The sequence below is a fragment of the Verrucosispora sp. CNZ293 genome (genome assembly GCF_002754655.1).
This window is the reverse complement of the sequence record NZ_PEFR01000001.1, coordinates 3,651,937-3,674,352: the sequence shown is the minus strand read 5'-3', so window position 1 is coordinate 3,674,352 and position 22,416 is coordinate 3,651,937. Positions and strand designations below refer to the sequence as shown.

The window sequence follows — 22,416 nt, the reverse complement described above, 5'->3', positions numbered from 1 at the left end:
CGGCGTAGAGAAGCCATTTCGGCGCGGAAAGTCGCAACCTGTGACACGGAGGGTGATGTTCTCCGGCTTGGCCGGCCCGGTAACGTCACTCGGGCGACGACGGGGAGGTGGGCGTGGCGCGCGGTGGCATCTTCTGTGTCGAGGGTCAGTGGCACCGTGATCTCAACGAGCGCGGATCCGTGCTGCCCACCCTGGAACTGCTCGAACGGCTGGGCAAGGTTCGCTTCATCCACAAGGACGCGGCCACCCGCGACGAACTCTTCTACTTCATCGACCGTTGGCTGCTGAAGCAGTACGCCGACCACCGCCTCGGCTTCTTCGCGATGCACGGCGAACCGAATCGGCTGTGCCTCACCGACTGGCACTCGGTGGAACTCACCGAGGTGGCCGAGTTGATGGCCGGGCGCTGCGAGGGGCGACGCCTCTACTTCGGCAGTTGTTCGGTGCTGCGCGCCCCCGAGTCGGTGCTGCGGGAGTTCCTCGACGTCACCGGCGCCGCGTTGATCTGCGGATTCACCCGCGAGGTGGACTGGGTCGAGTCGGCGGCGTTCGAGACCGTGCTGCTCGACGTGCTCGCCAACGGCCGTCGGCACAACGCCGCCGAGCTGCGGATGGGCTCAGCGCACTGGGCGCCGCTCGCGTCGTACCTGGGTTTCCGGATCATCTACGCCAACGGCCGGGCCTGGCGACCGTCGCTGCGCCCCCGCGTACCCAGCCAGCCGTCCGCCGGCCAGCACGCCTGAGAGCTGGTAGAAACGAGCGATGTCACCCACTATCGCTCGTAACACCCGGGTGGACCGGGACGAACTTCTCGACTTCCTCCGCCCCCGGCACCGGGTGGTGCTGATGACCACCCGTGCCGACGGCCGGCCGCAGTCCTCACCCGTGACCGCCGGGGTGGACGCCGCCGGGCGGCTGGTGGTCTCCAGCTATCCGGAGCGTGCCAAGGTCGCCAACATCCGCCGCGACCCACAGGTGTCGGCCTGTGTGCTCTCCGACGACTGGAACGGCCCGTGGGTGCAGATCGACGGGCACGCCGAGGTGCTCGACCTGCCAGAAGCCCTCGAACCACTCGTGGAGTACTTCCGGGTCATCTCCGGTGAGCACCCGGACTGGGACGAGTACCGGCAGGCGATGCGGCGACAGGGCAAGTCGTTGATCAGGGTCACCATCACCGGGTGGGGGCCGATCGCGACCGGCGGCTTCCCGGCCCGGCTGGCCGACTGACGCGGGCGGGGCGCGACGAACTGCCGCGCCCCGCCCGGGGTCAGCATCGGGCAGTCGCGTACGTGGCGCAGCCGATCAGTTCCATCGACACCTGGAGCCGCTCCAGGCTGATGTTCTTGGCGATGGTGTCCTCCGGGCTGTGGTACGGCGGTTCCAGCAGCGCCGGCGACTCCTCACCCCGCCAGGAGAAGTTCGCACTGGCGATGCCGACCTCCTGGAACGACTGGTGGTCGCTGGCCCCACGCTGGGTGACCGGCGAGATCTGCGGTTCGTAGCCGAGCCGTCGGGCGGCGGCGGCCACCTCGTCGGTGGCCCGGTTGCTCTCGCCGGTGAACGACAACAGCCAGTACCGGGTCGCCGGATCCCAGCTGGTGGCGACCATGTCGTTCTGGTAGACGGCGAGGATCCGGTCCCGCTCGGGCTGGGGGAGCTGGGCCACGTAGTAGCGGGAACCGATGAGTCCCTGCTCCTCCGACCCCCAGAGGGCGAACCGCAGCGTGGCGTTCATCGGCACCGCCTTCAGTACCCGGGCCAGTTCCAGGCAGAGCACGGTGCCCGAGCCGTCGTCGTTGGCGCCCGGCGCGCCGATGACCGAGTCGTAGTGGGCGCTGACCATGACGACCGGGCCGTCGCCGCCCGCCCGGCCGCGTCGCTCGGCCAGCACGTTGTGCGAGGTCAGCCCCCGGTGGGCGGTGGTGGCGATGGTCAGGGTGAGCGGACCGGCGGCGAGCAGCGCCCGGAGCCGGTGCTTCTGTGCCTGGGCCACCCCGACGACCGGGATGGGCAGCGGGGCGGCGGCGGAAGCGGGCAGCGTGGGGGAGAACGCCGACGCCCGGCGCGGCTCCACCAGGTCGGCCGGGAGGAAGACCACAGCCGCCGCGCCAGCCGCCACGGCGGTGGCGGCGAGCTGCTCGCGCTGGGCCGCGACATAGTCGACGAGCACGATCCGGCCGGTGACGTCGGCCGGGTAGTCGCCGGGCGTACCCGCGCCGACGTCGACCACCGGTGCGGTGACCCTGGTGTCCAGGGCGGCCTGCCCGCTCGCCCCGGCCTGCCAGTTCAGATCCCGGGGCAGCCGGGACGGCGAGCTGAGCTGGGCGAGGAACTTGTCGGCCACCGGGAAGGGTTGCAGGGTGGTCTCGTAGCGCAGCTTGTCGAGCTGGCCGGCGATGTAGTGCGCCGCCCGCCGCTCAGAGTCGGTGCCGCCGATGCGGGGGCCGATGTCCTCGGAGAGCACCTTCAGGTGGTGCAGGGCGCGCTTCGCCGACAGCTGCGCCACGACGACCCGGTCCTGCGGAGTGAGGGCCGGGGGTCGGTGGGTGCCGGGGCGCTGGCCGTCGGCCGCCCAGGTGGGGGCGGGCAGCGCCACGGTGGCGGCGCCACCGAGGGCGACGGTCAGCATTCGTCGCCTGTTGAGCAAGCCTGATCCGGTGGAGCGGGACGATTCGTGCGGGGATGTCACGGTGTCGTCGAGCGAAGCCAAGACGGCGCCCTCCTGATTCGAGGTCCGACCCGCGCGTCAGGGGTGTGACGCCCGGATCACAGAGACTCGAATCTATCCGGTGAGCTGCCGCCGCTCAAGATCAGAGATCAGTACCCGGCGGTGAAGCGCATGTTCCGGAAGCGCCCGTTCTCGATCTCGTCGACCACCGCGACCGCCAGATCCTCGTAGCTCAGCACGCTGCGGCCCTGCGCGTCGGTCACCGGCTGGTCGGTGCCGGTGCGGTACCGGCCGGTCCGCTCGCCCGGGTGGAACTCCAGGGGCGGCGGCGAAAGGTAGGTCCAGGTCACCCCGTCGGCCGAGGAGCGGTAGACATCCAGGGCCGCCGCCTGCCCCAGCGCGGAATCGCGGTACTCGTCGGGAAAGTCCGGGTCGTCGAGCAGTCGGGTACCCGCCGGAGTGAGCAGGGTGGCACCGCCGCCCACGTGGATCACCCGGGGTGCGGCCGGCATTCCGCGCAACGCGTCGAGCACGGCCCGCGCCGCGTCGGACCAGAGCGTACGGCCGCCGCCGCCGATCGCCAGCACCAGCGCGTCCGCCTCCGGTGCCAGCTCCCGCACGCTCCGCTCACTCGTCGCGTCCCCGGTGACCACCCGGATCCCGGCCGGCAGGTAGGTCACGTCCGCCTCGGGGCGACGTACCGCGGCCACCACCCGGTGCCCGCGGTTGAACGCTTCCCTGGCGATCCGGGAACCCGCGGTGCCGCCCGCACCGAACACGACGACATCGCTCACGCCGCCGCCCGCTTCGCGGATCGGCGGCGCGAGGCGCCCGCTGCTGTGCCTGATGGTTCGCTCGCAAGCTCGCTCACGCCTCCAGGCTAGTGCGGTGTCCATTAATGTTGGCCGGGTTGGTCGTGGTCGGGGAAATGTCGTACCGGTGGTGTTGACTGCGGTTCGTGCCTCGTCGTCGGGATCGTGTCGCGCCCGCAGTGGTGTATCGCACCGCTCGGATGGGGCTGCGGGTGACGGCGGGGCAGCGGCGGCGCTGTATTGGTCTGCTGCGTTCGGCGGGTGATGTGTGGGCCTGTGTTCTGGAGGTCAACGCCTGGCGTCGCCGCCGCCGCGACTTTCCCTTAGTGGGCTATCAGGAGTTGTGCCGTGAGTTGGCGGCGTCTGGTCCGGGGACGTTCGGTGATCTGGATTCGACGGGTGCCCGGTCGGTGTTGCGGCGGTTTTCGGATGCCTGGTTCGCGGCGGCGAAGCGCCGTAAGGCCGGTGACGCCACAGCGCGGTTTCCGCGTCGGCGGCGTGCTCTGGTGCCGGTGCGCTGGTATCACGGCACGTTCACCGTCACCGGCCGGCGGGTGCGGATCCCGTGCGCGAAGGGCAGCCGTCCGTTGTGGGTGCGGCTGGCCCGCGACCTGCCCTACCCGGTCGAGCACATCCGATCGATCACGCTGGGATACGAGGGTGGCGGGCTCTTCCTCGACGTCACCGCCGAGATTCCGATGACCGTCTATCCACCTGGGGAGGAGCCGGATCCGGGCCGGGTCGCCGGTGTGGATCTGGGGATCATTCATCCGTACGCGGTGGCCGCCCCGGCCGGGCAGGTGTTGTTGGTGTCCGGCAGGGGCATCCGTGCCGAGCATCGGATGCACCTGACCGACACGAAAGCCCGCCGCCGGGCGGTGGCCCGGCGGGCACCGAGACCCGGGCAGAAGGGTTCGCGGCGGTGGCGGCACTACCGCCGCCGCGCACGACTGGTGGAGGGCCGGCATCGGCGGCGGGTCCGGCAGGCCCAACACGAAGCCGCCAAAGCCGTCATCACCTGGGCCGTCCAGCAGCGGATCGGTGTCCTGCACGTCGGCGATCCCCGGGGCGTCCTCGACCTGCCAGCCGGGCGGCGGCACAACCTGCGGTTACGGCAGTGGCAGATCGGCCGGCTGATTTAGGTCCTCACCGACAAGGCCACCCTCGCCGGCATCACCCTGCGGCTGGTCGACGAACGTGGCACCTCCTCCACCTGCCCCACCTGCCACCGGCGGGTACCGAAACCACGAGGGCGGGTCTTCACCTGCCCATACTGCAGATACACCGGGCACCGCGACCTGACCGCGGCCGCCATCATCGCCACCCGGGCACCGGGCGGCGGACCCATCACCAGCCCAGCACACGTCGTGCTGCCGCAGGTGATCACGCACCGTCGAGCCGGCCGACACCTCCCCGGTGCAGGTCAGTCCCGACGTGACCCCCGCCGCCCACCCCGGGCGGCACCACGGGATCGGTTGGCCAGCGGTGGCCCGCCCCACCCATCCGGGAGGGGAGTCGCTCGCCCAGCAGGCGAGGATCCACAACACCCACCACAAACCCGGTGAACGTTAGTGGACACCGCACTAGGCAGGAGAACCCGGAAACGTCGGCGGAACCGTTCAGTCGACGAGGGCGGAGTAGACCAGTTGGCGGAGCTGCGGCCGGATGGGCCAGGTGCTCGACGGCATGAGCTGGGTGAAGAACATGGCGGTGATCTCTTCGACCGGGTCGACCCAGAACGCGGTGCTGGCCACGCCACCCCAGTAGTACTCGCCGACGCTGCTCGGTACCCGGCTCGGCACGGGGTCGTCGACGACCGCGAAGCCGAGGCCGAACCCGATGCCGTCGAGGTTGGTCTCGGCGAACCCGCCGGTGGACAGCGCGCCCAGGTCCTGCCCGCCGGGCAGGTGGTTGCGCGCCATGAACCGCACCGTGCGGGGACCGAGCAGACGGGTGCCGTCCAGCTCACCGCCACGCAGCAGCAGCTGGGTGAAGCGGTGGTAGTCGGCGGCCGACGAGATCAGCCCACCGCCGCCGGAGAGCAGCACCGGCTTCTCGTACGCCAGCGCACCGAGCGCGTCGTGACGCACCGCGCGGCCGGACGCCGGGTCCGGTACGTACAGGGCGGCCAGCCGTTCGGCGTCGGCGCCGTCGACGTGCCAGCGGGTGTCGCCCATGCCCAGCGGGCGCAGGATCCGTTCGGTGAGGAAGGTGTCCAGGCTCTGGCCGGAGACCACCTCGATCAGGCGGCCCAGCACGTCGGTGGCGACCGAGTAGCCCCAGGCGGTGCCGGGCTGGAACAGCAGCGGCAGTTCGCCGAAGACCCGGCAGGCCTCGGCCAGGTCGACCTCAGCCGGTGGGTACAGGTCGTAGCCGGCGGCCCGGTACAGCCCGTCAACCACCGAGGTCTGCATGAAGCCGTAGGTCAGCCCGGCGGTGTGGGTGAGCAGATGCCAGATCCGGATCGGCTCGATCGCCGGCACGGTGTACGGCTTGAGCGTCGAACCCTTCGAGTAGACCCGCATGTCGGCGAACTCGGGCAGCCAGCGGCCGATCTCGTCGGTCAGCTCGAAGCGGCCCTCCTCCCAGAGCATCATCGCCGCCACCGAGGTGATCGGCTTGGTCATGGAGTAGATCCGCCAGAGGGTGTCCGGCCGCACCGGCGTGCCGGCCTCGCGGTCCCGGAGCCCGTACGTCGAACTGTGCGCGATCTCGCCGCGCCGGGTGACCACCACCTGCCAGCCGGCCAGCCGGCCAGCGTCGACGTACCCGGCGAAGTGCTCGTCGATCCGGGCCAACCGGGTCGGGTCGAATCCGGCCTGCTCGGCCTCGATGCTGGGTGCCATGCTCACCCCAGGCAACCTACCGGCCGGTACGCGAGGCGGGGAAGGTGTGTTGTCGGGGTCACTGGTTAGCCTGCAAGGCATGCCGGAGCCGACCGAGGACGCCACCTTCCGCGACGAGGACTGGTACGCCGAGGACCTGGCTGACCGGCACTTCGTCAACTGTGCCTTCCACCGGGTGGATCTGACCGAGGCGGCCAGCCGGGGCGCGATCTTCGAGGGCTGCACCTTCGGCGACGTGGCGTTCAACGTCTCCCGGCACACCGACTCGGCCTTCACCCGCTGCGTCTTCACCAGGTGCAATCTGTTCGAGGCGGAGTTCACCGGCTGCAAGCTGGTGGGCAGCACCTTCGACCGGTGCGACCTGCGGCCGCTTACCGTGTCCGGGGGCGACTGGTCGTTCCTCACGCTCGCCGGTGGCGACCTGCGCGGCGCGCGGTTCACCGGCGTACGGATGCGGGAGACCGACCTGTCCGGGGCTGACCTGACGGGCGCTGAGCTGACCGGGTGCGACCTGTCCGACGTGCAGTGGCGCGGTGCCCGACTGTCCGGTGCGGACCTGCGCGGCAGCGACCTGGCCGGGCTGGACCCGACAACTGTGCACCGTGCCGGGGCGGTCATCGACGTGATGCAGGCGGCGACCCTCGCCCGGGCCCTGGGCTTCGACATCCGAGGCTGACGTCGTCGCGACGCACACATGAATTCTCTGTCTTCTATGTGAATCGGTCTCCTTCTCCCGGCACCGGGCGCTACGTGGCCAGGGCAGCACGCTCACCGAGGCCGCTCAGATCGCCCGACTGACGGCGGCGCTCGGCTGAGCACCGACGGCCCGCAGATGGGCCGAACGGGCCATGGTTGCTCGTCCGACTAGCGCGGAAGGTCCCGGCAATGCCAATGTGAGTCGCCCACACAATCGGGTGGAGTGTGCCGGTGCGAGCCCGGTCCGGGAGAAGTGGAGCGTCGGTGGCGGAGGACCATCCACCACGGCCAGCTCACCGGGACAGGGCCGCCCGGCACCGGTGGCCGGCGCCCGGTCGGCCGCCCACCAGCCCGGACGGCGGCACCCGCACCGCCACCCGCCGGCACGCCCGCAGCCGCCGGCGTCGCCGCTGGGCGGTCGAGGCGGTCGCCGCAGCGGCCGGCTTGTTGGCGCTTGTCGGGTACGTCCACTGGTGGTCGGAGCCCGGCCCGGAGGAACCGGCCGAGCCGGACGGCCTGCCGGCGGTGGTCGGCCGGCCGAGCCTGCCCAGCGGCCAGCCCACCGCGCCCGCGGTGCCCGGCCTGCGCCCCCGGGAGCGCCCACCGAGCCCCAGCCCGGTCCCCACGCCCAGTTCCCCGGAAGCCACCGCACCAGCGGAGTCGGTACTGCTCACCGTCGATCGGACGGACATCCCGGCCACGGTGGACCTGACCGAGGCGGGTGACCGCGACTGGGTGCACTGGGGCCTGGGCGGTGCCGGGACGACAGTGCGCAAGCGCGACGGCTCAGCCGAGATCCGCGACCTGGGCGGCCGGGGTGAGCGGGGCGGCTGGGACGGCAACCAGGAGCTGTTCCGGTGGCGCGACGGCACGCCGGTACGGTCCACCGACGTCACCCCCGACGGGCTCTACACCTGCGGGGAGGGCAACGGGTTCAGCCTCGCGGTGGTCGCCGACGGCCGACCGCGTACCGCCACCGTCTACCTGGGCGTGTGGATGGCCCGGGGTCGGTTGGAGGCGCGGCTGAGCGGCGGTGGCCCGAGCCGTACCCTGCGGCTGGAGGAACGGCACACAAGTCAGTCCACCGGCGCGACGATCCGGTTCAACGCCCCGAGGGGCACCCGGCTGCTGCTCACCTGGACCGTGGAGGAGAGCTTCACCCCGCACTGTGGCAACGTCGGTCTCCAGGCCGTCGCGTTACGCTGACCGATGTCCGCAGCGCACGCCTGCTGTTGCCCGGCCGGCGATCCGGTTCGGCAGTAGCCTGGTCGGCGACCGTTCCACAAGACCGGAGGACTTCATGACCACGGGCGACGGGGTGCTGGACAGTCCCACCGAGTGGGTGGCCGAGCACATCAACCGGTACGTCGACACCGACGGTGCCGAGGGGCACGAGTGGCGACCGGGCGTCTTCACGCTGCTGCTGACCACCCGTGGCCGGCGCAGTGGCGCGTTGCGGCGCACCGCGTTGATCTACGGCCGGGCCGGCGACGCGTACGCGGTGGTCGCCTCGCAGGGTGGTGCCCCGCAACACCCGGCCTGGTATCTCAACCTGCTGGCCGAACCGCAGGTCCAGGTGCAGGTCGGGGCGGATCGGTTCACCGCCCGGGCGCGGACCGCCACGCCCGAGGAGAAGGCGCGGCTGTGGCCGACCATGACGGCAATCTGGCCGGCGTACGACGACTACCAGGCGAAGACCGACCGGGACATCCCGGTGGTGCTGCTCGAACGCGACTGACGAGACGGAACGGGGAGGACGGACGATGCCCGCCTACGCACTTGCCCACCTGCACAATCCGCAGGTGAACGAGGACATTCTGACCTATCTGGAGCGGATTCAGGCCACGCTGGAGCCCTTCGGCGGCCGGTTCGTGGTGCACGGCCCGGAGGTGGACGTCCGCGAGGGCGAGTGGCCGGGCAGCGTGGTCATCCTCGAGTTCCCCGACCGGCAGCAGGCGCACGCCTGGTACGACTCGCCGGCGTACCAGGAGATCCTGCCGTTGCGCACGCGCCACATCGACGGTACGGCGATCATCTTCGACGGGGTGGGACCGGGCTACGATCCCGGCCGGACCGCGGCGGCACTGCGGGCACAGGCGGCGGCCGGCTGAGCGCTCGGGACAGTTTGTCCGTCACTCCCGGTCCACCGGGTCGTAACGTCCTGCTGTCCGTGTTCCACCGTCCTGTGTGGAGGCCAGGCCGATGAACAGCAGCAGCAGTACCGTCCGTCCCCACCCGCCCACCGGCGAGCGGACCGGGGTGGGGCTGCGGGATATTCCCCTGCCGCCGTACGTGACCGCCGAGGATGCCCAGTTCGCCGTACGGGCTGTCGTGGTGCACGCACCCCGGAGCTGGTCGGGGGGCACGGTCTGTCGTAACGACGCCAGCCCGCACCCGTGCCGACTGCATCGGTGGGGCACCCGGGTGCTCGCGCTGCGCGGCCTGCATGACGCGGACATCGCCGCGCTCATCGAACGCGGCGACCCCGCCGCCCCGCTCCCGCCCCCGTCCCCGGCCTGAGCGAGGTGGCGGGCAACCGGTTCGGATACCCCGGAAGCGGGCTGTCATGCCTCGTGTCGTGCTGACATCGCTCTATTTGACGGACGCCTCGACAGCGGGCACCGTGGAGGGCTGGAGGGGCCTTGAGCTGCCCCGATGTGGCGGTGGCCAGCGCCGCCCGGGAGCCCAGAACACCCACGAGGAGTCCCACCATGCTCACGATGACCGACAACGCCGTCCTGGTGATCCGTGATCTCGCCGCGCAGCAGGACGTTTCCGAGGACGGTGGTGTACGCATCGCCGCGGACACCACCGCCGGCTCGCTCACCGTCGAGCTGGTCCCCGCGCCGGCCGAGGGCGACCACGTGGTCGACAACCAGGGGGCCCGGATCTTCCTCGATTCCGACGCGGCCGACCTGCTCGGTGACGCCTCGGTCGACGCGACAGTCGACGACGAGGGCGTCGTGCAGTTCGGCTTCACCGAGAAGGAGTAGAGCGGGCGGGGTGGGCCAGCGCGTCCAGTACGTGGGCCAGATGGTGCGACGTGCTCCACGCCATCCAGTTGGTTGCCGAGCCCGCCCCGGCACCCCGCCGTGCCCGACGCGAGATCTCCTGGTCGCCCCAGGAGAAGCTCGCGCCCGTCGTCGGCCAGTGCGGTCCCGACACCAGCGTGCGGCACAGGTCGGCGACCCGCTGGTCGCCCTGGCCACGGCGTCGCGACCAGCGGTGGATCCACCAGGCGCCGTGGCCGGTGTAGGTGACCGTCAGGTGTCGGTCGCCGGCCGGCTCGGCCGCGATCGCCGCCGGGGCCACCCCGTAGTCCCCGAAGGCGACGCCCAGATCGGTGAGCCGTTGCCAGAGCAGCCAGTCCCAGCGGTCCACCCGCACCGGCACGTCGATTGGCAGTCGGGACAGGGCCGGCGGCATACCTCCGGCCACCACGCTGACCGAACGCCAGGCATGCCGCCGGGCCCAGTCCAAGGTCCGGCGGACCCGGGGCTCGGCCAGCCGGACGTCCGCCGGGCAGCACACGTCACCGCAGTCGACCACCAGGTCGCACTGCTCGGGGCCGAGTCGTGCGTACCGGCCGATCCGCTCCACCGCCGTGGTGGTGGAGTCGGGGCCGGCCCGGTCCCGACGGAGCCGTAGCCGCACCACGGCCCGCTGGGTGTGTTCGCGGGCCGTGACACCGAGCGCCGCCAACCGCCGGTCACCGTCCGTCAGGCCGATGACCGGCACCAGCGGTACGCCCCGGCGGGCAAGTGTCGATGCCATCGTGTCGGGCAGAGCGCCGATGTCGACGGCGGGAAGCAGCCCGGGCGGAAGCCGGGTCAGGGAGTCGATGAGGGATCTGTCAACGTCGGACAGTTGCAGGATCGGACTGAGCATCGGGGCGAGGGCGTCGTCGAGGTGGCCGAGTGCCTCCAGTTCCCCGCGCCGTGCGGCGAGGACGGGACGGTAGACCGGCTCCTCCGCCCGACCTCCGAGGACGGGCATCATAATTCAATGTAGCCAGACGATTACCCGCCTCCCAGGACGGGACAGCGGGAATTCGCCGGACAGGTGTCAGCTCCCCGACTATCCTCGCGCGGTGTCTGACGCACCGACCCGGTACCGGTCCGCCGACGAGGACAGCGCCCGCTGGCTGGGCTTCCCCTTCCGTCCCGGGGACATCGTGATCAGTACGCGGTCCAAGAGCGGGACGACCTGGATGCAGATGATCTGCGCCCTGCTGGTGCTGCGTACACCGGAACTGCCGGCACCGCTCAGCGAGCTGTCGCCCTGGCTCGACTGGTTGGTCGAGCCGCCGGAGCGGGTGTACGCACGGCTGGCCGCTCAGCGGCACCGTCGCTTCATCAAGACCCACACTCCGCTTGACGGAGTACCGGACGATCCCCGGGTGCACTACGTGGTGGTGGCCCGCCATCCGCTCGACATGGCGGTCTCGCTGCACCACCAGGGCGCCAACCTGGATCGCGCCCGGCTCGCCGAGCTGACCGGTCGGTCCGTGCCGCCGGAGCCCGCCAGCCCTCGGCAGCCGGTCGAGCGGGCGCTCGTACGCTGGATCGACGCCGATCCGGACCCGAGCGCCGAACTGGACTCGCTGCCGGGCGTGATGTGGCACCTGCGCGACGCCTGGGCCCGCCGGCACCGGCCGAACGTGCACCTCGTCCACTACGACGACCTCCAGGCCGACCTGTCCGGGCAGATGCGGCGTCTGGCCGAGCGGCTGGACCTCGAACCCCCCGGACCCGATCTGGTGGCGGCGGCGACCTTCGCCCGGATGCGGGCCCGCGCCGACCGGCTCGCGCCGGACTCCGCCGGAGTCCTGAAGGACCGCAACGCCTTCTTCCGTAGCGGCCGGTCCGGCCAGGGCAGTGCGCTGCTCGACGACGCGACGCGGGCCCGCTACCACTCCCGGGTCGCGGCACTGGCCCCGCCGGACCTGCTGGCCTGGCTGCACCGCGCCGAGGAGTGAAACGCCGGCACCCCCCGGGCGGGTGTACCGCTCCGGGGGTGCCGGTGGGCCGTCACCGGCCCGAGACGCTCGGGTCAGTCATCGTCCCGGTCGTCATCGTCATCGTCATCGTCGTCATCGTCGTCGTCCCGGTCATCGTCGTCGTCCGCCGGCTCCTGCTCGGCCTTGACGATCTCACCGGACTGCCGGTCGATGTCGATCTCGTGCTCGGTGCCGCCGTTGACGATCTCGATCTCCCAGACATCCCGGCCGTCCTCGCGGTCCCGGTCGGTCTCGGTGATCTGCCCGCCACCTGCGTGCGCCAGCGCGATCTCGCCGGCCCGCTCCCGGCTCACCGCGTCACCCTCGGTGGCCGGCTGGCTCTGCTGTGCCGGAGCGCTCGTCGTCGCGCCGGTCGGGACGGCCGGGGTGGTGGCGGTGGGATCGGCGGTGGTGGCACTCGGCTCCGCGGTGGTGGTGTCGTCGGGAACACCTGCTGTCGTCGGGGCGGCGGTCGCGGCGGTCAGGGTCGTCTGCCGCGCCCGATTGTCGTCCGCCGCCGCGACGCCGAGGAACACCCCGGCGACCGTGAGCACCGCCGCCGCGCCGCCGACCGACGCCAGGATCAGGGGATTGCGCTTCATCGTCTGCACCTCTCCTCGGTTGTTGCATCGAGGATCGGTCGTGCCGCGATAGCGGCGCGCTGTCCGAACCCTAAGCCCCGGTTAACACCATTTCGACCACGAAGAGTGACGGCACCGCCAGCCGCTGCCGAGGCACCGGAGCCCGGAGGGGTCACGCCCGGCCGAGCCACAGCCTCACTTCGGCCCCACCGCCGGGCCGCTCGCCCAGTTCCAGCCGGCCGCCGCTGGCCTGGGCCGCCCGGCGGGCGATGTCCAGCCCGAGTCCGGTCGACCCGGCCTGGCTCGCTCCCCGGCGCACCGAGTCGGCGGTGATACCGGGGCCCTCGTCGGCCACCGTCAGCACCACGTGGTCGCCGAGGGTACGGAGCCGGACGGCGAAGGGGGTGCCGTCCGGGGTGTGCGCGAAGACGTTGCCGAGCAGGGCGTCCACCGCCGCGGCCAGCTCGTCGGCCGCGACGCCGATCGGCACCGGGCCGGGCGCCAGGTCGAGGTCGACCGCGCGGCCGGTCTCCTCGGCCAGCACCGACCAGAAGGCGACCCGGTCCGCCACGGTGGCCACGGCGTCGGCGACCACCGCGCCGTCGGTGGGGGTACGCCAGCGGGCCTGCCGGATCAGACCGGTGACCGCCCGTTCGAGTCCGTCCACCGCGTCGATCACCCGGGCCGCGTCCTGCGGGTCGCGTAGTGACTCGGCCTCCAGACGCAGCGCGGTGAGCGGCGTACGCAGCCGGTGCGACAGGTCGGCCACCTGTTCGCGTTCCTGCACCAGCAACTCCTGGATCCGGCCGGCCAGGTGGTTGAGGGCACTGCCCACCTCGCGCAACTCCGCGGGCCCGGACGGGTTCACCCGCGCGTCAAGTTCGGCGTTGGCCAGCCGGTGCGACACCTCGGACAGCTCGCCGATCGGGCGGACCAGGGTGCGGGCCAGCCGGTCGGCGACGGCCAGGGCGATCAGCACCAGCAGCACTCCGAGCAGGGCCAGCACCAACCAGGCCCGGCCCACCCCGGCGGCCATCTCCGCCCGCGGCACGAATGTGCGGATCACGGCGGTGCCGTCCGCGCGGCCCTGCACCGCGATGACCACCTCCCGGCCGTCGGTCGTCTCGGCGGTGAGGCTCTGCCCGCGTCCGGCCAGCTCCACCGCCGGGGTGCGGGTGGCGGACGAGCCGAGCACCTCACCGTCCGGCAGGAACACGCTCACCGGTCGGGCCGATTCGGCGGCGAGCTGTTCGACGGTCAACCGCACGGTTTCCGTGTCGGCGGTGCCGACCACGGGGGCGAGGCTCTGCGCGTCGGCGGTGGCCCGCACCGTTGCCCGGTCCTCGGCGGCGGTGCGCAGCAGCAGCGCCAGCGGCACCAGGAAGGCGATCACGATGAGGACGCTCACCGCGGCGACGAGCAGCGCCAGGCGTGCCCTCACCCGCCGACCTCCGGGGTGACCAGCCGCACCCCGACCCCGCGTACGGTGTGCAGGTAGCGGGGACGCTGGGCGCTCTCGCCGAGTTTGCGGCGCAGCCAGGACAGGTGCACGTCGACGGTCTTGTCCGCCCCGCCGTACGGGATCTGCCACACCTCGGTCAGCAGCTCCCGTTTGGTCACCACCTGGCCGACCCGGGTGGCCAGGTGCCGCAGCAGGTCGAATTCACGTGGGGTCAGTTCGACAGGCTCGCCGTCGAGGCTGACCTGCCGGGAGCGGGGGTCGATCCGCAGCCCGCCGACCACCACCGTCGGATCCTCCTCGGCCGGCCCGCCCGGTCCCCGGCGCAGCACCGCGCGTATCCGCGCGTCGAGCTGGGCGGCGGTGAACGGTTTGACCACGTAGTCGTCGGCCCCCGCGTCGAGCACCCGGACGATCTCCCGCTCGTCGTCGCGGGCGGTGGCCACGATGACCGGGACGGCGCTCACCGCGCGCAGCATCCGCAGCAGCTCGCGGCCGTCGAGGTCGGGCAGTCCGAGGTCGAGTACGACGAGATCGGGGCGATCGTCGAGGGCGTCGCGTAGCCCGGTCATCGCGGTGGAGGCGGCGGCCACGGCGTGTCCCCGCTCGCGCAGCGCCCGCGCCAGCGGGGCGCGGATGGTCAGGTCGTCCTCGATCAGCAGCAGGCGGGCCACAGCAGGAGGGTATCCCCGACGATCGTCGCCGGCCGGCTTCGTTAACCGTCCCTTAGCGTTGCCCGAAGGTCGCGCCAACAGGTGATCGGGGATAGTCGGTGGATGGGCCGTCGAACCTTCCTCGCCGTGGCCGGGTGGCTGGCCACCGCGGTCGTCGCCACGCTGATCGGGCTCGCCGCGATCAGGGTGGTGGGTGAGAGCCTCACCGGGACGCCAGGCGGGATCCGCAGCCAGGAGGAGATCGCCCGCGCGCTCGCCGAGCCGGCACCGGCCGGCACCGGGTCGCCGGCCGGCACGCCGACCGGTACCCCGCCCGGCACCGGCCCGAGTGCGTCGTCATCGGGACCGGTGCCGCCGGCCAGTCCGAGTGTGGAGCCGGGTAACCGGCGCAGCTTCTCCACGGCGGGGGGCAGCGCGGTGGCCGAGTGCGTGCCGGGTGGGGTCTTCCTGAAGTCCTGGAGCGCCCGGCCGGGTTACCGGGTCGACGACGTTGACCGTGGCCCGGACGACGACGCGGACGTGACGTTCGTCGGCCCGAGTGGTGAGTACGAGCTTGCGGTGCGGTGCGTGGGCGGGGTGCCCGTCCTCGATCCCGACGACGACTGATCCTGGGCCCGTGTACAGGACGTATGCCCAGGTCAAGGCCATCGCCGGGCAGCACGCATGTCCATGATCGGACAGCTGTTCGCCTGGCTGTCGAAGGGGAACGCGACATACCTTCGAGGCACAAAGGGGGCTGATCGGCGCTGATCCCTCTTTAGTCACCGCAAACAACTCAACATGCAGGGCCCCGGGCGGGCTGGGAAGGAGTGCGATGTCCAGCGCGAGAGCCAGGAATAGAGGTGCGCCCCAGCCGGTGCCGGGGGACGAGGCCACGGCCAACGCCGAGGCCGAACACACCACCTGCGCCGGCGCCGGCATGCCGTTGACCGCGAGAGTCCTGTTCGCCGTGGTCAGTGCCGACGGCCTCCTGGTCCGAGGGCTGGGCGCGGCAGCGGCCAGCCGGTTGCGGACCGGGATGTACCAGGTGGTCTTCGACCAGGACGTGACAGGTGCCAGTGTGGTCGGCACCGTCGGCCTGCCAGCCAGCACCGGCCTCGCTCCGGCGGGGCAGATCGCGGTCGCGGGCCGCACCGGCATTCCGAACGCCGTCTTCGTGACCACCTTCGACGCTGCCGGGTCAGCCGCCGACCGGCCTTTTCACCTGGCCGTGCTCTCCTGAGCGGCGCTCACGGTAGGGGCGCGCGCACGAGCGCGCGGCGCCGTTGACCCGAGGGTCGAAACCGCGCCGCGCTCGGCCGTCTCCCACCGCCGCAGCCGTACGGCGGTACGTCAGCGGGGACCTGGCATGACCTGTCGTACCGGTCGCTGGTGTCGATCCCCGCTCGGCATCGGTCCAAACCCTCCGGCGGCGGTCTGTTCCACCATTTGCGAACCCCGGCGTGGCGCGGCCCGCCACGGGGTATGTGTCGGAGCATGGAGCACTTCACTATCGCGACAGTCGCCGAGAAGAGCCCGGACTTCCGGCGGGTGCTGTGGACCGGGAACCACACCCAACTGGTGATCATGACGATTCCACCCGGCGGTGAGATCGGTGAGGAGGTCCATGAGGACATCGACCAGATCCTGACCTTCGTCAGCGGTACCGGTGAGGCGCAGGTGGCCGGTGAGAAGCGTGAGGTGGTGCAGGGCGATCTGGTGGTCGTACCGGCCGGCACCCGGCACAACTTCGTCAACACCGGGCCGAACCCGCTCGTGCTCTACACCGTCTACGGGCCGCCGGAGCACGCCGACCAGGCCGTCCACCGCACCAAGGAGGAGGCCGACGCCGCCGAGGAGGCCGGCGAGGACGAGCCGCCGACCTCCTGACCCGTCCGCCGGCCCGGCCCGGCCGGGCCGGCGGACACCCGTGCGGGGCGTGATGAGCCCCGGAATCCCGGGTACGCCGACCGCATGCAGCAGCCGGCGATCTCCGACTACGGGTACCTCTCCGACTGCCGCTCGGGTGCGCTGGTCAGCCGGACCGGCTCGATCGACTGGTGGTGCCCGAACCGGTTCGACTCGCCCTCGGTCTTCGGTCGGTTGCTCGACCCGGACGGCGGCCACTGGCTCCTGGCACCGGTGGCCGTGGGGCAGCCCGGGCACCGGGTGCAGCGTGCGTACCGGCCGGACACGCTGATCCTGCGTACCGTGCACCACACCCCGGAGGGCAGCGTCGCGGTCACCGACGCCCTCGCCGCCGAGGAGGGCGCCCGCGCCCACGACTTCGGCATGCGCTCACCGGCCGTACTGCTGCGCGTCGTCGAGGGACTGTCCGGCCGGGTGCCGATGGTCCTGGACTACCGCCCGCGACCGGAGTACGGCCTGCTCACCCCGTACCTGCGGGAACTGCCCGACGGTACGGTGACGGCCGCGGCCGGCCCGGTGGAACTGGCGCTGCGCTGCGACGGGTTGCGCCTGCGCGCCGAGCACGACCGGGTGCGGCACACCTTCACCGTCGAGCAGGGGCAGGTGCTCGGCTTCGACCTGGCCTACGCACCGGCGTACGGTGATCCACCGGCCCGGCTGGATCCGGCCCGGACGTTGGCGGACACGGCGTTGGCCTGGCAGGCGTTCCGCGAGAGCCACAGGTACGACGGCCGCTATGCCGACGTGGTGCGGCACAGCGCCACGGTTCTCACCGGTCTCACGTACGCCCGCAGCGGCGCGGTCGCCGCGGCGCCTACCACCTCGCTGCCGGAACGGATCGGCGGCGACCGCAACTACGACTACCGGTTCTGCTGGCTGCGGGATTTCGCCATGACCATGCGGGCTCTGTGGGTGGCGGCCTGCCCGACCGAGGCGTCCCGACTGTTCGACTGGGCGGCCCGCTCGATCGGCCGGGTCGGCCCCGATGCGGTCCCCGTGCTGTTCGGGCTGGAGGGGGAACGGGACGTCTCCGAGCACGCCTGTCCCCACCTCATCGGGTACGCCGGAACCGGACCGGTACGCGTCGGCAACGACGCCTGGCGGCAGCGGCAGCTCGACGTGCCGGGCGAGGTCATCTCGGCGGTCTGGCGGTTGCGCGACTACCTCGGCGAGCAGCTCCCGGCCGAGCTGCGCGACATGGTGCTCGGTCTCACCGAGCAGGTGGCGGCCACCTGGCGACTGCCCGACCGGGGCATCTGGGAACCGCGCGACCGTGAGCGGCACTACCTGTCGTCGAAGGTGCTCTGCTGGGTGGCGATGGACCGGGCGGTGCGGCTGGCCCCGCAGCTGGGCGGGCAGGCAGACGTCCGCCGCTGGGCCGGCATCCGGGACGAGATCAGGGCCATGGTGCTCCGGGACGGTTTCGACGAGCGTCTGGGCATCTTCACCACTGCCTTCGGGTCGTCGACGTTGGACGCCTCAGCCCTGTACCTGCCGGTGGTGGGCTTCCTACCGGCCACCGACCCACGGATGTGGGCGACGATCGAGGCGGTCGAGCGGGAGCTGGGCGGTGCCGACGGGCTGATCCGCCGCTGGGACGGCGACCCGGCCGGCTTCGTGCTCTGCTCGTTCTGGCTGGTGGAGTGCCTGGTGCTGGCGGGCGAGCGGGAGCGGGCCGCCCGGCTCTTCGAGCGGGTCAGCGGGCACGCCAACGACGTCGGGCTGTTCAGCGAGCAGATCGACCCGACCACCGGGGCGCACCTGGGCAACATGCCCCAGGCGTTGTCCCACATCGGCCAGGTAAACGCCGCGTGGCGGCTGACCGAGCCCACAGCCGAGTGACCTGCAACATTCCTGCAAGTCCTTGTCATTGACGCCCGTATATGCGCAGGCCTAGCCTACGTCTTGTAGGAAAGCCCTTTCCCGGCGTGTTTTAGCTGGTCATCCCGTGCTGCCCAGCCGCATCCAGCCCTGCCGCGTCGGGGGATAGCCACCACCGCATCGAGGAGGACAAACCGTGCGACACAGACACGTCAGAGGACGCCGACCACTGCTGCTCGCGGTCGGCGCCGGCGCGACAGTGGCCGCCCTCGCGCTCGGCATGGGCACGTCGGCTCTCGCCGCCACGGTCTTCACCGACAACTTCGACGACGGCGACGCGTCCGGCTGGTCCAAGTCCGGCGGCACCTGGACGGTGACCAGCGGGGCGCTGCACCAGTCGAACACCGGCAGCGAACTGGCCCGCCAGTTCGCCGGCCAGACCGGTTGGACCGACTACCAGGTCCAGGCCCGGGTACGCCCCACCGCCTTCGGCTCGTCCACCGCCCTGGTCGGCCTGGCGGCCCGCGCCAGCAGCAGCACCAAGATGTACCGGCTCGCCCTGCTCGGCTCCGGCCGGGCCGAACTCCAGGCCGTCAACGGCAGTCAGATCACCACCATCGGCTCCGCCTCGCTCGGCGTCACCGCCGGCACCTGGTACACGCTGCGGATCGAGGCCAGCGGCAGCACCATCCGTGGTCTCGTCAACGGCACCCAGGTGGCCTCGGGCAGCAACAGCCTGGTCGCGGCGGGCCGGGTCGCCCTGGTCACCGCGTACGCCGGCGGCAGCTTCGACGACGTCACTGTGGACTCCGGTGGCGGCCCGACCCCGACCACCCCGCCGGGAACCACCCCGCCGCCGTCACCGACCACCCCGCCGCCCACCACGAACCCGCCCCCGGCCAACTGGCCCACGCCGACCGCAAACCAGAAGGTGGACGCCACCATCCAGGTCTCCGGCACCTTCGACGGTGGCCTCCGGCGCTACTACGGCATCGGTGACGGCGGGCAGAGTGAGAGCCAGGACCCGATGTTCGTGCTGGCGAACGGGGCCAGCCTGCGCAACGTGATCATCGGTGCCCCGGCCGGCGACGGTGTGCACTGCGAGGGCAACTGCACGCTGACGAACGTCTGGTGGGAGGACGTCGGCGAGGACGCGGCGACCTTCCGGGGCGGGTCGACCTACACCGTCGACGGTGGCGGGGCGAAGCTGGCCAGCGACAAGGTGTTCCAGCACAACGGCGGCGGCACTCTGACCATCCGCAACTTCCGGGTGGAGAACTCCGGCAAGCTCTACCGCGCCTGCGGCAACTGCTCCACCTCGTACCAGCGGCACGTGGTGATGGACAACGTCACTGCCACCGCCACGAAGGCGCTCGCCGGCATCAACACCAACTGGGGTGACACCGCCCGGTTCAGCCGGATCACCATCCTGAACGACCCCAACCGCAACACGGTCATCTGCGAGAAGTACCGGGGCGTGCCGAAGGGCAGCGAACCCACCAAGATCGGCGAAGGTGCCGACGGGGTGAACTGCTTCTACTCCGCGTCCGACATCACGTACCGCTGACCCAGCGGTGCGCCGACGCCCCGGGTGCTGGTCCCGGCCCCGGGGCGTCGTGCGTCAGCGCGGCAGCACCGGCACGCCGGAGACGTCGATCGTCTCCGGATACTTCACGCCCGCGCCGGTGTTGAGCACGACCACCCGTTCGCCCGCACGGATCCAGCCACCGGCCCGCAACCGGCGGGCGGCCGTCAGGCAGGCGGCACCCTCGGGACAGAGCAGCAGGCCCTCCCGGGCGGCGAAATCACGCAGGTCGGTCAGGATCTCGGCGTCGTCCACCGCGACCGCGGTGCCGGCGGTGGCCCGCAGCGCGTCAAGGATCAACTCGTCGCCCAACGGCGCCGGAACGGTGATGCCGAACGCCACGGTGTGCGCGTTCTCCCACGGTCGCGCCCGCTCGTCACCGGCGGCGAACGCCCGGACGATCGGCGCGCAGCCGGTGGACTGCACCGCCACCAGTCGGGGCAGCTTGTCCTCGACCCAGCCCAGTTCCCGTAGCTCGCCGAGAGCCTTGTGGATGCCGATCAGCCCCACCCCACCGCCGGTCGGGTAGATGATCACATCGGGCACCTGCCAACCCAACTGCTCGACGATCTCGTACCCCATCGTCTTCTTGCCTTCGAGGCGGTACGGCTCGCGCAGCGTACCGGCGTCGAAGACGGTGCCGTCGGAGGCCGCGACCAGCGCGGCCACCTGGCGCCCGGCGTCGCCGATCAGCCCGTCGACCAGGCGCAGGTCGGCGCCGGCGGCCACGCACTCCCGACGGCAGATGGTCGGTGCCGACAGCGGCATCACGATCGTGGCGCCCAACCCCGCCCGGGTGGCGTAGGTGGCCCACGCCGCGCCCGCGTTGCCGTTTGTCGGCATGGCGATCCGGCGTACGCCCAGTTCCCGGGCACGGCTCACGCCCACGGCCGCCCCCCGCGCCTTGAACGAGCCGGTCGGGGTCAACCCCTCGTCCTTGACCAGCAGCTCGTCGATGCCGATGTCCGCACCGTACGCCGGCACCCGCAGCATCGGCGTCCATCCTTCGCCGAGCGTGGTGACACACCTCGGATCGGCCACCGGGAGCAGCTCCCGGTAGCGCCACAGGTCGGCCGGACGCAACCCGAACCGCTCCGGCTCGATCACCCGCGCCGCCGCCGCGAGGTCGTAGCGGGCCAGCAGCGGTGAGCCACACTCGCAGAGGTTCTGCGGCACACCGGCGTCGTGTTCCCGGCCGCAGCGCGGGCACTCGAGGTGGGTCAGATACACGCCGCTCCTCGCCGTCTCAGCTCACGTCCACGCTGCGCCACGCGCGGCTGCGGCGACCCGGCTCGTAGCTGGAGTCCAACCGCTTCGCCACCACCCCGGGCAGGCCCTGTTCACGCGCCGCACGCAAGGTCTCGGCACCGGCGCCGGGAAACCACGGCGGAGTCTGCCAGTGCGGCCCGGACAGTGCCAGCGAGTCGAGCAGCTCGCGGCGCTGCGGGTACGGCACCTCCAGGCTGCTCACCCCCTCCAACCAGAGCAGGTCGACAAGCAGGTACTGGGCGTCGGCGGTACTGCGCCCACCCGGTGCCGGCCGGACCTGCCCGGCCCTGTCGATACGGACCAGGACACCATCCAGCACGACCTCCGTCGGGGCCAGCGTCTCGGCCATCGGCCGCAGCCACGGGTACCTTCCGGTGATCTCCTCACCGGTGTCGGAGAGCAGCCGCAACCGTCCGCCGGAGACGTACGCCACCGCGCGTATCCCGTCCCAGCGCAGTTCGTACCCCCAGGCGGCCTGATCGGTGGGGAGCCGGCCGGCCGGCGAGGGACGCATCGGCTCGACCAGCTCGGGCATGCTGGTCCAGCCCGGCGGCGGCGGGTCGGTGCGCCGCACCATCCAGTCCCGGCCGTCGCGGCCGCCCGTGGCGAAGAGCACGTACCGTCCGTTGGTCCGCTTCCCCCGCAGCTCTACCACCACCTCGCGGTCCTGCCACTTCTCGCAGCGGTAGGTGCCCCGGTCGTGGATGAGCATCCGGCCGCCGCCGTACTCGCCGGCCGGGATGTCACCGGCGAAGTCGAGATACTCCATCGGGTGGTCCTCGGTGTGCACGGCGAGGTGGTTGCGTCCCGGATCGCGCGGCAAGCCGCGCGGCACCGCCCAGGAGACGAGCACCCCGTCGCGCTCCAGCCGTAGGTCCCAGTGCAGGCTCCGGGCGTGGTGCTGCTGGATGACGAACCGGGCGCGGTCGTCCGCCCGGGACCGTCGGGGCCGCCCGGCCGGCACCGGTTCGGGGGTACGCGCGGCGTCCCGCTTGCGCCGGTACTCCTCCAGCCGGTCAGCCACATCCCGCATTCTCCGGCAAATCGCGCCGACGCGCCCGGCGGCGGGTGGACGCGCCTTATCCCGGGCATGCCGAG

Annotated in this window: 24 protein-coding genes and 1 pseudogene; 16 read left to right on the top strand and 9 right to left on the bottom strand. The window is 71.9% G+C overall.

The window, feature by feature from the left end; genetic code table 11:
* Positions 1 to 113 precede the first annotated feature (113 nt).
* Complete coding sequence (locus CLT74_RS16660; RefSeq protein ID WP_099852162.1) at positions 114 to 743, top strand: DUF6642 family protein; 630 nt, start codon at positions 114 to 116, stop codon at positions 741 to 743.
* A 19-nt stretch (positions 744 to 762) separates the two neighbouring features.
* Positions 763 to 1,227 (top strand): PPOX class F420-dependent oxidoreductase, encoded by a 465-nt coding sequence (locus CLT74_RS16655; protein ID WP_099847363.1) that lies wholly within the window; start codon positions 763 to 765, stop codon positions 1,225 to 1,227.
* A gap of 40 nt (positions 1,228 to 1,267) precedes the next feature.
* On the opposite strand, the gene CLT74_RS16650 is transcribed toward CLT74_RS16655, so the two are convergent.
* Positions 1,268 to 2,629 carry a M20/M25/M40 family metallo-hydrolase gene (locus tag CLT74_RS16650; protein ID WP_099847362.1) on the bottom strand — a complete coding sequence of 454 codons (1,362 nt, stop codon included), beginning with the start codon at positions 2,627 to 2,629 and terminating at the stop codon, positions 1,268 to 1,270.
* 188 nt (positions 2,630 to 2,817) lie between these two features.
* Positions 2,818 to 3,462, bottom strand: a complete 645-nt coding sequence (locus tag CLT74_RS16645; RefSeq protein WP_099847361.1) for an NAD(P)H-binding protein — start codon at positions 3,460 to 3,462, stop codon at positions 2,818 to 2,820.
* Between the two features lie 428 nt (positions 3,463 to 3,890).
* Here CLT74_RS16645 and CLT74_RS16640 point away from each other — a divergent pair, with 428 nt between their 5' ends.
* Positions 3,891 to 4,622 carry a transposase gene (locus tag CLT74_RS16640; protein WP_158240273.1) on the top strand — a complete coding sequence of 244 codons (732 nt, stop codon included), beginning with the start codon at positions 3,891 to 3,893 and terminating at the stop codon, positions 4,620 to 4,622.
* Between the two features lie 15 nt (positions 4,623 to 4,637).
* Positions 4,638 to 5,045 (top strand): annotated as a pseudogene (locus CLT74_RS16635) (zinc ribbon domain-containing protein); the annotation flags it as partial.
* A gap of 54 nt (positions 5,046 to 5,099) precedes the next feature.
* On the opposite strand, the gene CLT74_RS16630 reads toward CLT74_RS16635, so the two are convergent.
* Positions 5,100 to 6,326 (bottom strand): serine hydrolase domain-containing protein, encoded by a 1,227-nt coding sequence (locus CLT74_RS16630; RefSeq protein ID WP_486582738.1) that lies wholly within the window; start codon positions 6,324 to 6,326, stop codon positions 5,100 to 5,102.
* 79 nt (positions 6,327 to 6,405) lie between these two features.
* Here CLT74_RS16630 and CLT74_RS16625 point away from each other — a divergent pair, with 79 nt between their 5' ends.
* From CLT74_RS16625 to CLT74_RS16600, 6 genes are all read left to right on the top strand, one after another.
* Complete coding sequence (locus tag CLT74_RS16625; RefSeq protein ID WP_099847358.1) at positions 6,406 to 7,002, top strand: pentapeptide repeat-containing protein; 597 nt, start codon at positions 6,406 to 6,408, stop codon at positions 7,000 to 7,002.
* 284 nt (positions 7,003 to 7,286) lie between these two features.
* Positions 7,287 to 8,228, top strand: a complete 942-nt coding sequence (locus CLT74_RS16620; protein WP_199172202.1) for a hypothetical protein — start codon at positions 7,287 to 7,289, stop codon at positions 8,226 to 8,228.
* A gap of 94 nt (positions 8,229 to 8,322) precedes the next feature.
* Positions 8,323 to 8,760 (top strand): nitroreductase family deazaflavin-dependent oxidoreductase, encoded by a 438-nt coding sequence (locus tag CLT74_RS16615; RefSeq protein WP_099847357.1) that lies wholly within the window; start codon positions 8,323 to 8,325, stop codon positions 8,758 to 8,760.
* Positions 8,761 to 8,785: 25 nt separating this feature from the next.
* Positions 8,786 to 9,133 carry a DUF1330 domain-containing protein gene (locus CLT74_RS16610; protein WP_099847356.1) on the top strand — a complete coding sequence of 116 codons (348 nt, stop codon included), beginning with the start codon at positions 8,786 to 8,788 and terminating at the stop codon, positions 9,131 to 9,133.
* A 91-nt stretch (positions 9,134 to 9,224) separates the two neighbouring features.
* On the top strand, positions 9,225 to 9,542 hold the full coding sequence (locus tag CLT74_RS16605; protein WP_199172201.1) for a hypothetical protein: 318 nt from the start codon (positions 9,225 to 9,227) through the stop codon (positions 9,540 to 9,542).
* A gap of 191 nt (positions 9,543 to 9,733) precedes the next feature.
* Positions 9,734 to 10,015 (top strand): adhesin, encoded by a 282-nt coding sequence (locus CLT74_RS16600; protein WP_099847355.1) that lies wholly within the window; start codon positions 9,734 to 9,736, stop codon positions 10,013 to 10,015.
* Here CLT74_RS16600 and CLT74_RS16595 read toward each other — a convergent pair.
* Positions 9,999 to 11,018, bottom strand: a complete 1,020-nt coding sequence (locus CLT74_RS16595; RefSeq protein WP_486582353.1) for a beta family protein — start codon at positions 11,016 to 11,018, stop codon at positions 9,999 to 10,001. The two genes, CLT74_RS16600 and CLT74_RS16595, sit on opposite strands and share 17 nt — an antisense overlap.
* A 94-nt stretch (positions 11,019 to 11,112) precedes the next feature.
* On the opposite strand from CLT74_RS16595, the gene CLT74_RS16590 reads away from it, so the two are divergent.
* Positions 11,113 to 12,000, top strand: coding sequence for a sulfotransferase domain-containing protein (locus CLT74_RS16590; protein WP_099847353.1), 888 nt, complete (start codon positions 11,113 to 11,115; stop codon positions 11,998 to 12,000).
* A gap of 74 nt (positions 12,001 to 12,074) precedes the next feature.
* Here CLT74_RS16590 and CLT74_RS16585 read toward each other — a convergent pair whose 3' ends face one another.
* From CLT74_RS16585 to CLT74_RS16575, 3 genes are all read right to left on the bottom strand, one after another.
* The gene (locus CLT74_RS16585; protein WP_099852156.1) at positions 12,075 to 12,623 is read right to left on the bottom strand and encodes a PepSY domain-containing protein; all 549 of its coding nucleotides are present in this window, start codon (positions 12,621 to 12,623) and stop codon (positions 12,075 to 12,077) included.
* 151 nt (positions 12,624 to 12,774) lie between these two features.
* On the bottom strand, positions 12,775 to 14,043 hold the full coding sequence (locus CLT74_RS16580) for a sensor histidine kinase (protein ID WP_099847352.1): 1,269 nt from the start codon (positions 14,041 to 14,043) through the stop codon (positions 12,775 to 12,777).
* Positions 14,040 to 14,735, bottom strand: coding sequence for a response regulator transcription factor (locus CLT74_RS16575; RefSeq protein ID WP_099847351.1), 696 nt, complete (start codon positions 14,733 to 14,735; stop codon positions 14,040 to 14,042). The genes CLT74_RS16580 and CLT74_RS16575 overlap by 4 nt, the downstream gene beginning before the upstream one ends.
* Positions 14,736 to 14,837: 102 nt before the next feature.
* On the opposite strand from CLT74_RS16575, the gene CLT74_RS16570 reads away from it, so the two are divergent.
* The 5 genes from CLT74_RS16570 to CLT74_RS16550 all read left to right on the top strand — a co-directional run bounded on the left by CLT74_RS16570 (position 14,838) and on the right by CLT74_RS16550 (position 20,031).
* Positions 14,838 to 15,341, top strand: coding sequence for a septum formation initiator (locus tag CLT74_RS16570; protein WP_099847350.1), 504 nt, complete (start codon positions 14,838 to 14,840; stop codon positions 15,339 to 15,341).
* Positions 15,342 to 15,549: 208 nt separating this feature from the next.
* Positions 15,550 to 15,957, top strand: coding sequence for a hypothetical protein (locus CLT74_RS16565; RefSeq protein ID WP_099847349.1), 408 nt, complete (start codon positions 15,550 to 15,552; stop codon positions 15,955 to 15,957).
* 254 nt (positions 15,958 to 16,211) lie between these two features.
* Positions 16,212 to 16,604, top strand: coding sequence for a cupin domain-containing protein (locus CLT74_RS16560; RefSeq protein WP_099847348.1), 393 nt, complete (start codon positions 16,212 to 16,214; stop codon positions 16,602 to 16,604).
* Positions 16,605 to 16,688: 84 nt separating this feature from the next.
* Positions 16,689 to 18,485 carry a glycoside hydrolase family 15 protein gene (locus CLT74_RS16555; protein ID WP_099847347.1) on the top strand — a complete coding sequence of 599 codons (1,797 nt, stop codon included), beginning with the start codon at positions 16,689 to 16,691 and terminating at the stop codon, positions 18,483 to 18,485.
* 175 nt (positions 18,486 to 18,660) lie between these two features.
* A complete protein-coding gene (locus CLT74_RS16550) occupies positions 18,661 to 20,031 on the top strand; it encodes a pectate lyase (RefSeq protein ID WP_099847346.1) in 1,371 nt (456 codons plus the stop codon).
* A 54-nt stretch (positions 20,032 to 20,085) separates the two neighbouring features.
* Here the strand turns inward: CLT74_RS16550 and CLT74_RS16545 are convergent, their stop codons facing one another.
* The gene (locus tag CLT74_RS16545; RefSeq protein ID WP_099847345.1) at positions 20,086 to 21,279 is read right to left on the bottom strand and encodes a threonine synthase; all 1,194 of its coding nucleotides are present in this window, start codon (positions 21,277 to 21,279) and stop codon (positions 20,086 to 20,088) included.
* 16 nt (positions 21,280 to 21,295) lie between these two features.
* A complete protein-coding gene (locus tag CLT74_RS16540) occupies positions 21,296 to 22,342 on the bottom strand; it encodes a DNA polymerase ligase N-terminal domain-containing protein (protein WP_099847344.1) in 1,047 nt (348 codons plus the stop codon).
* Positions 22,343 to 22,416: the final 74 nt, after the last annotated feature.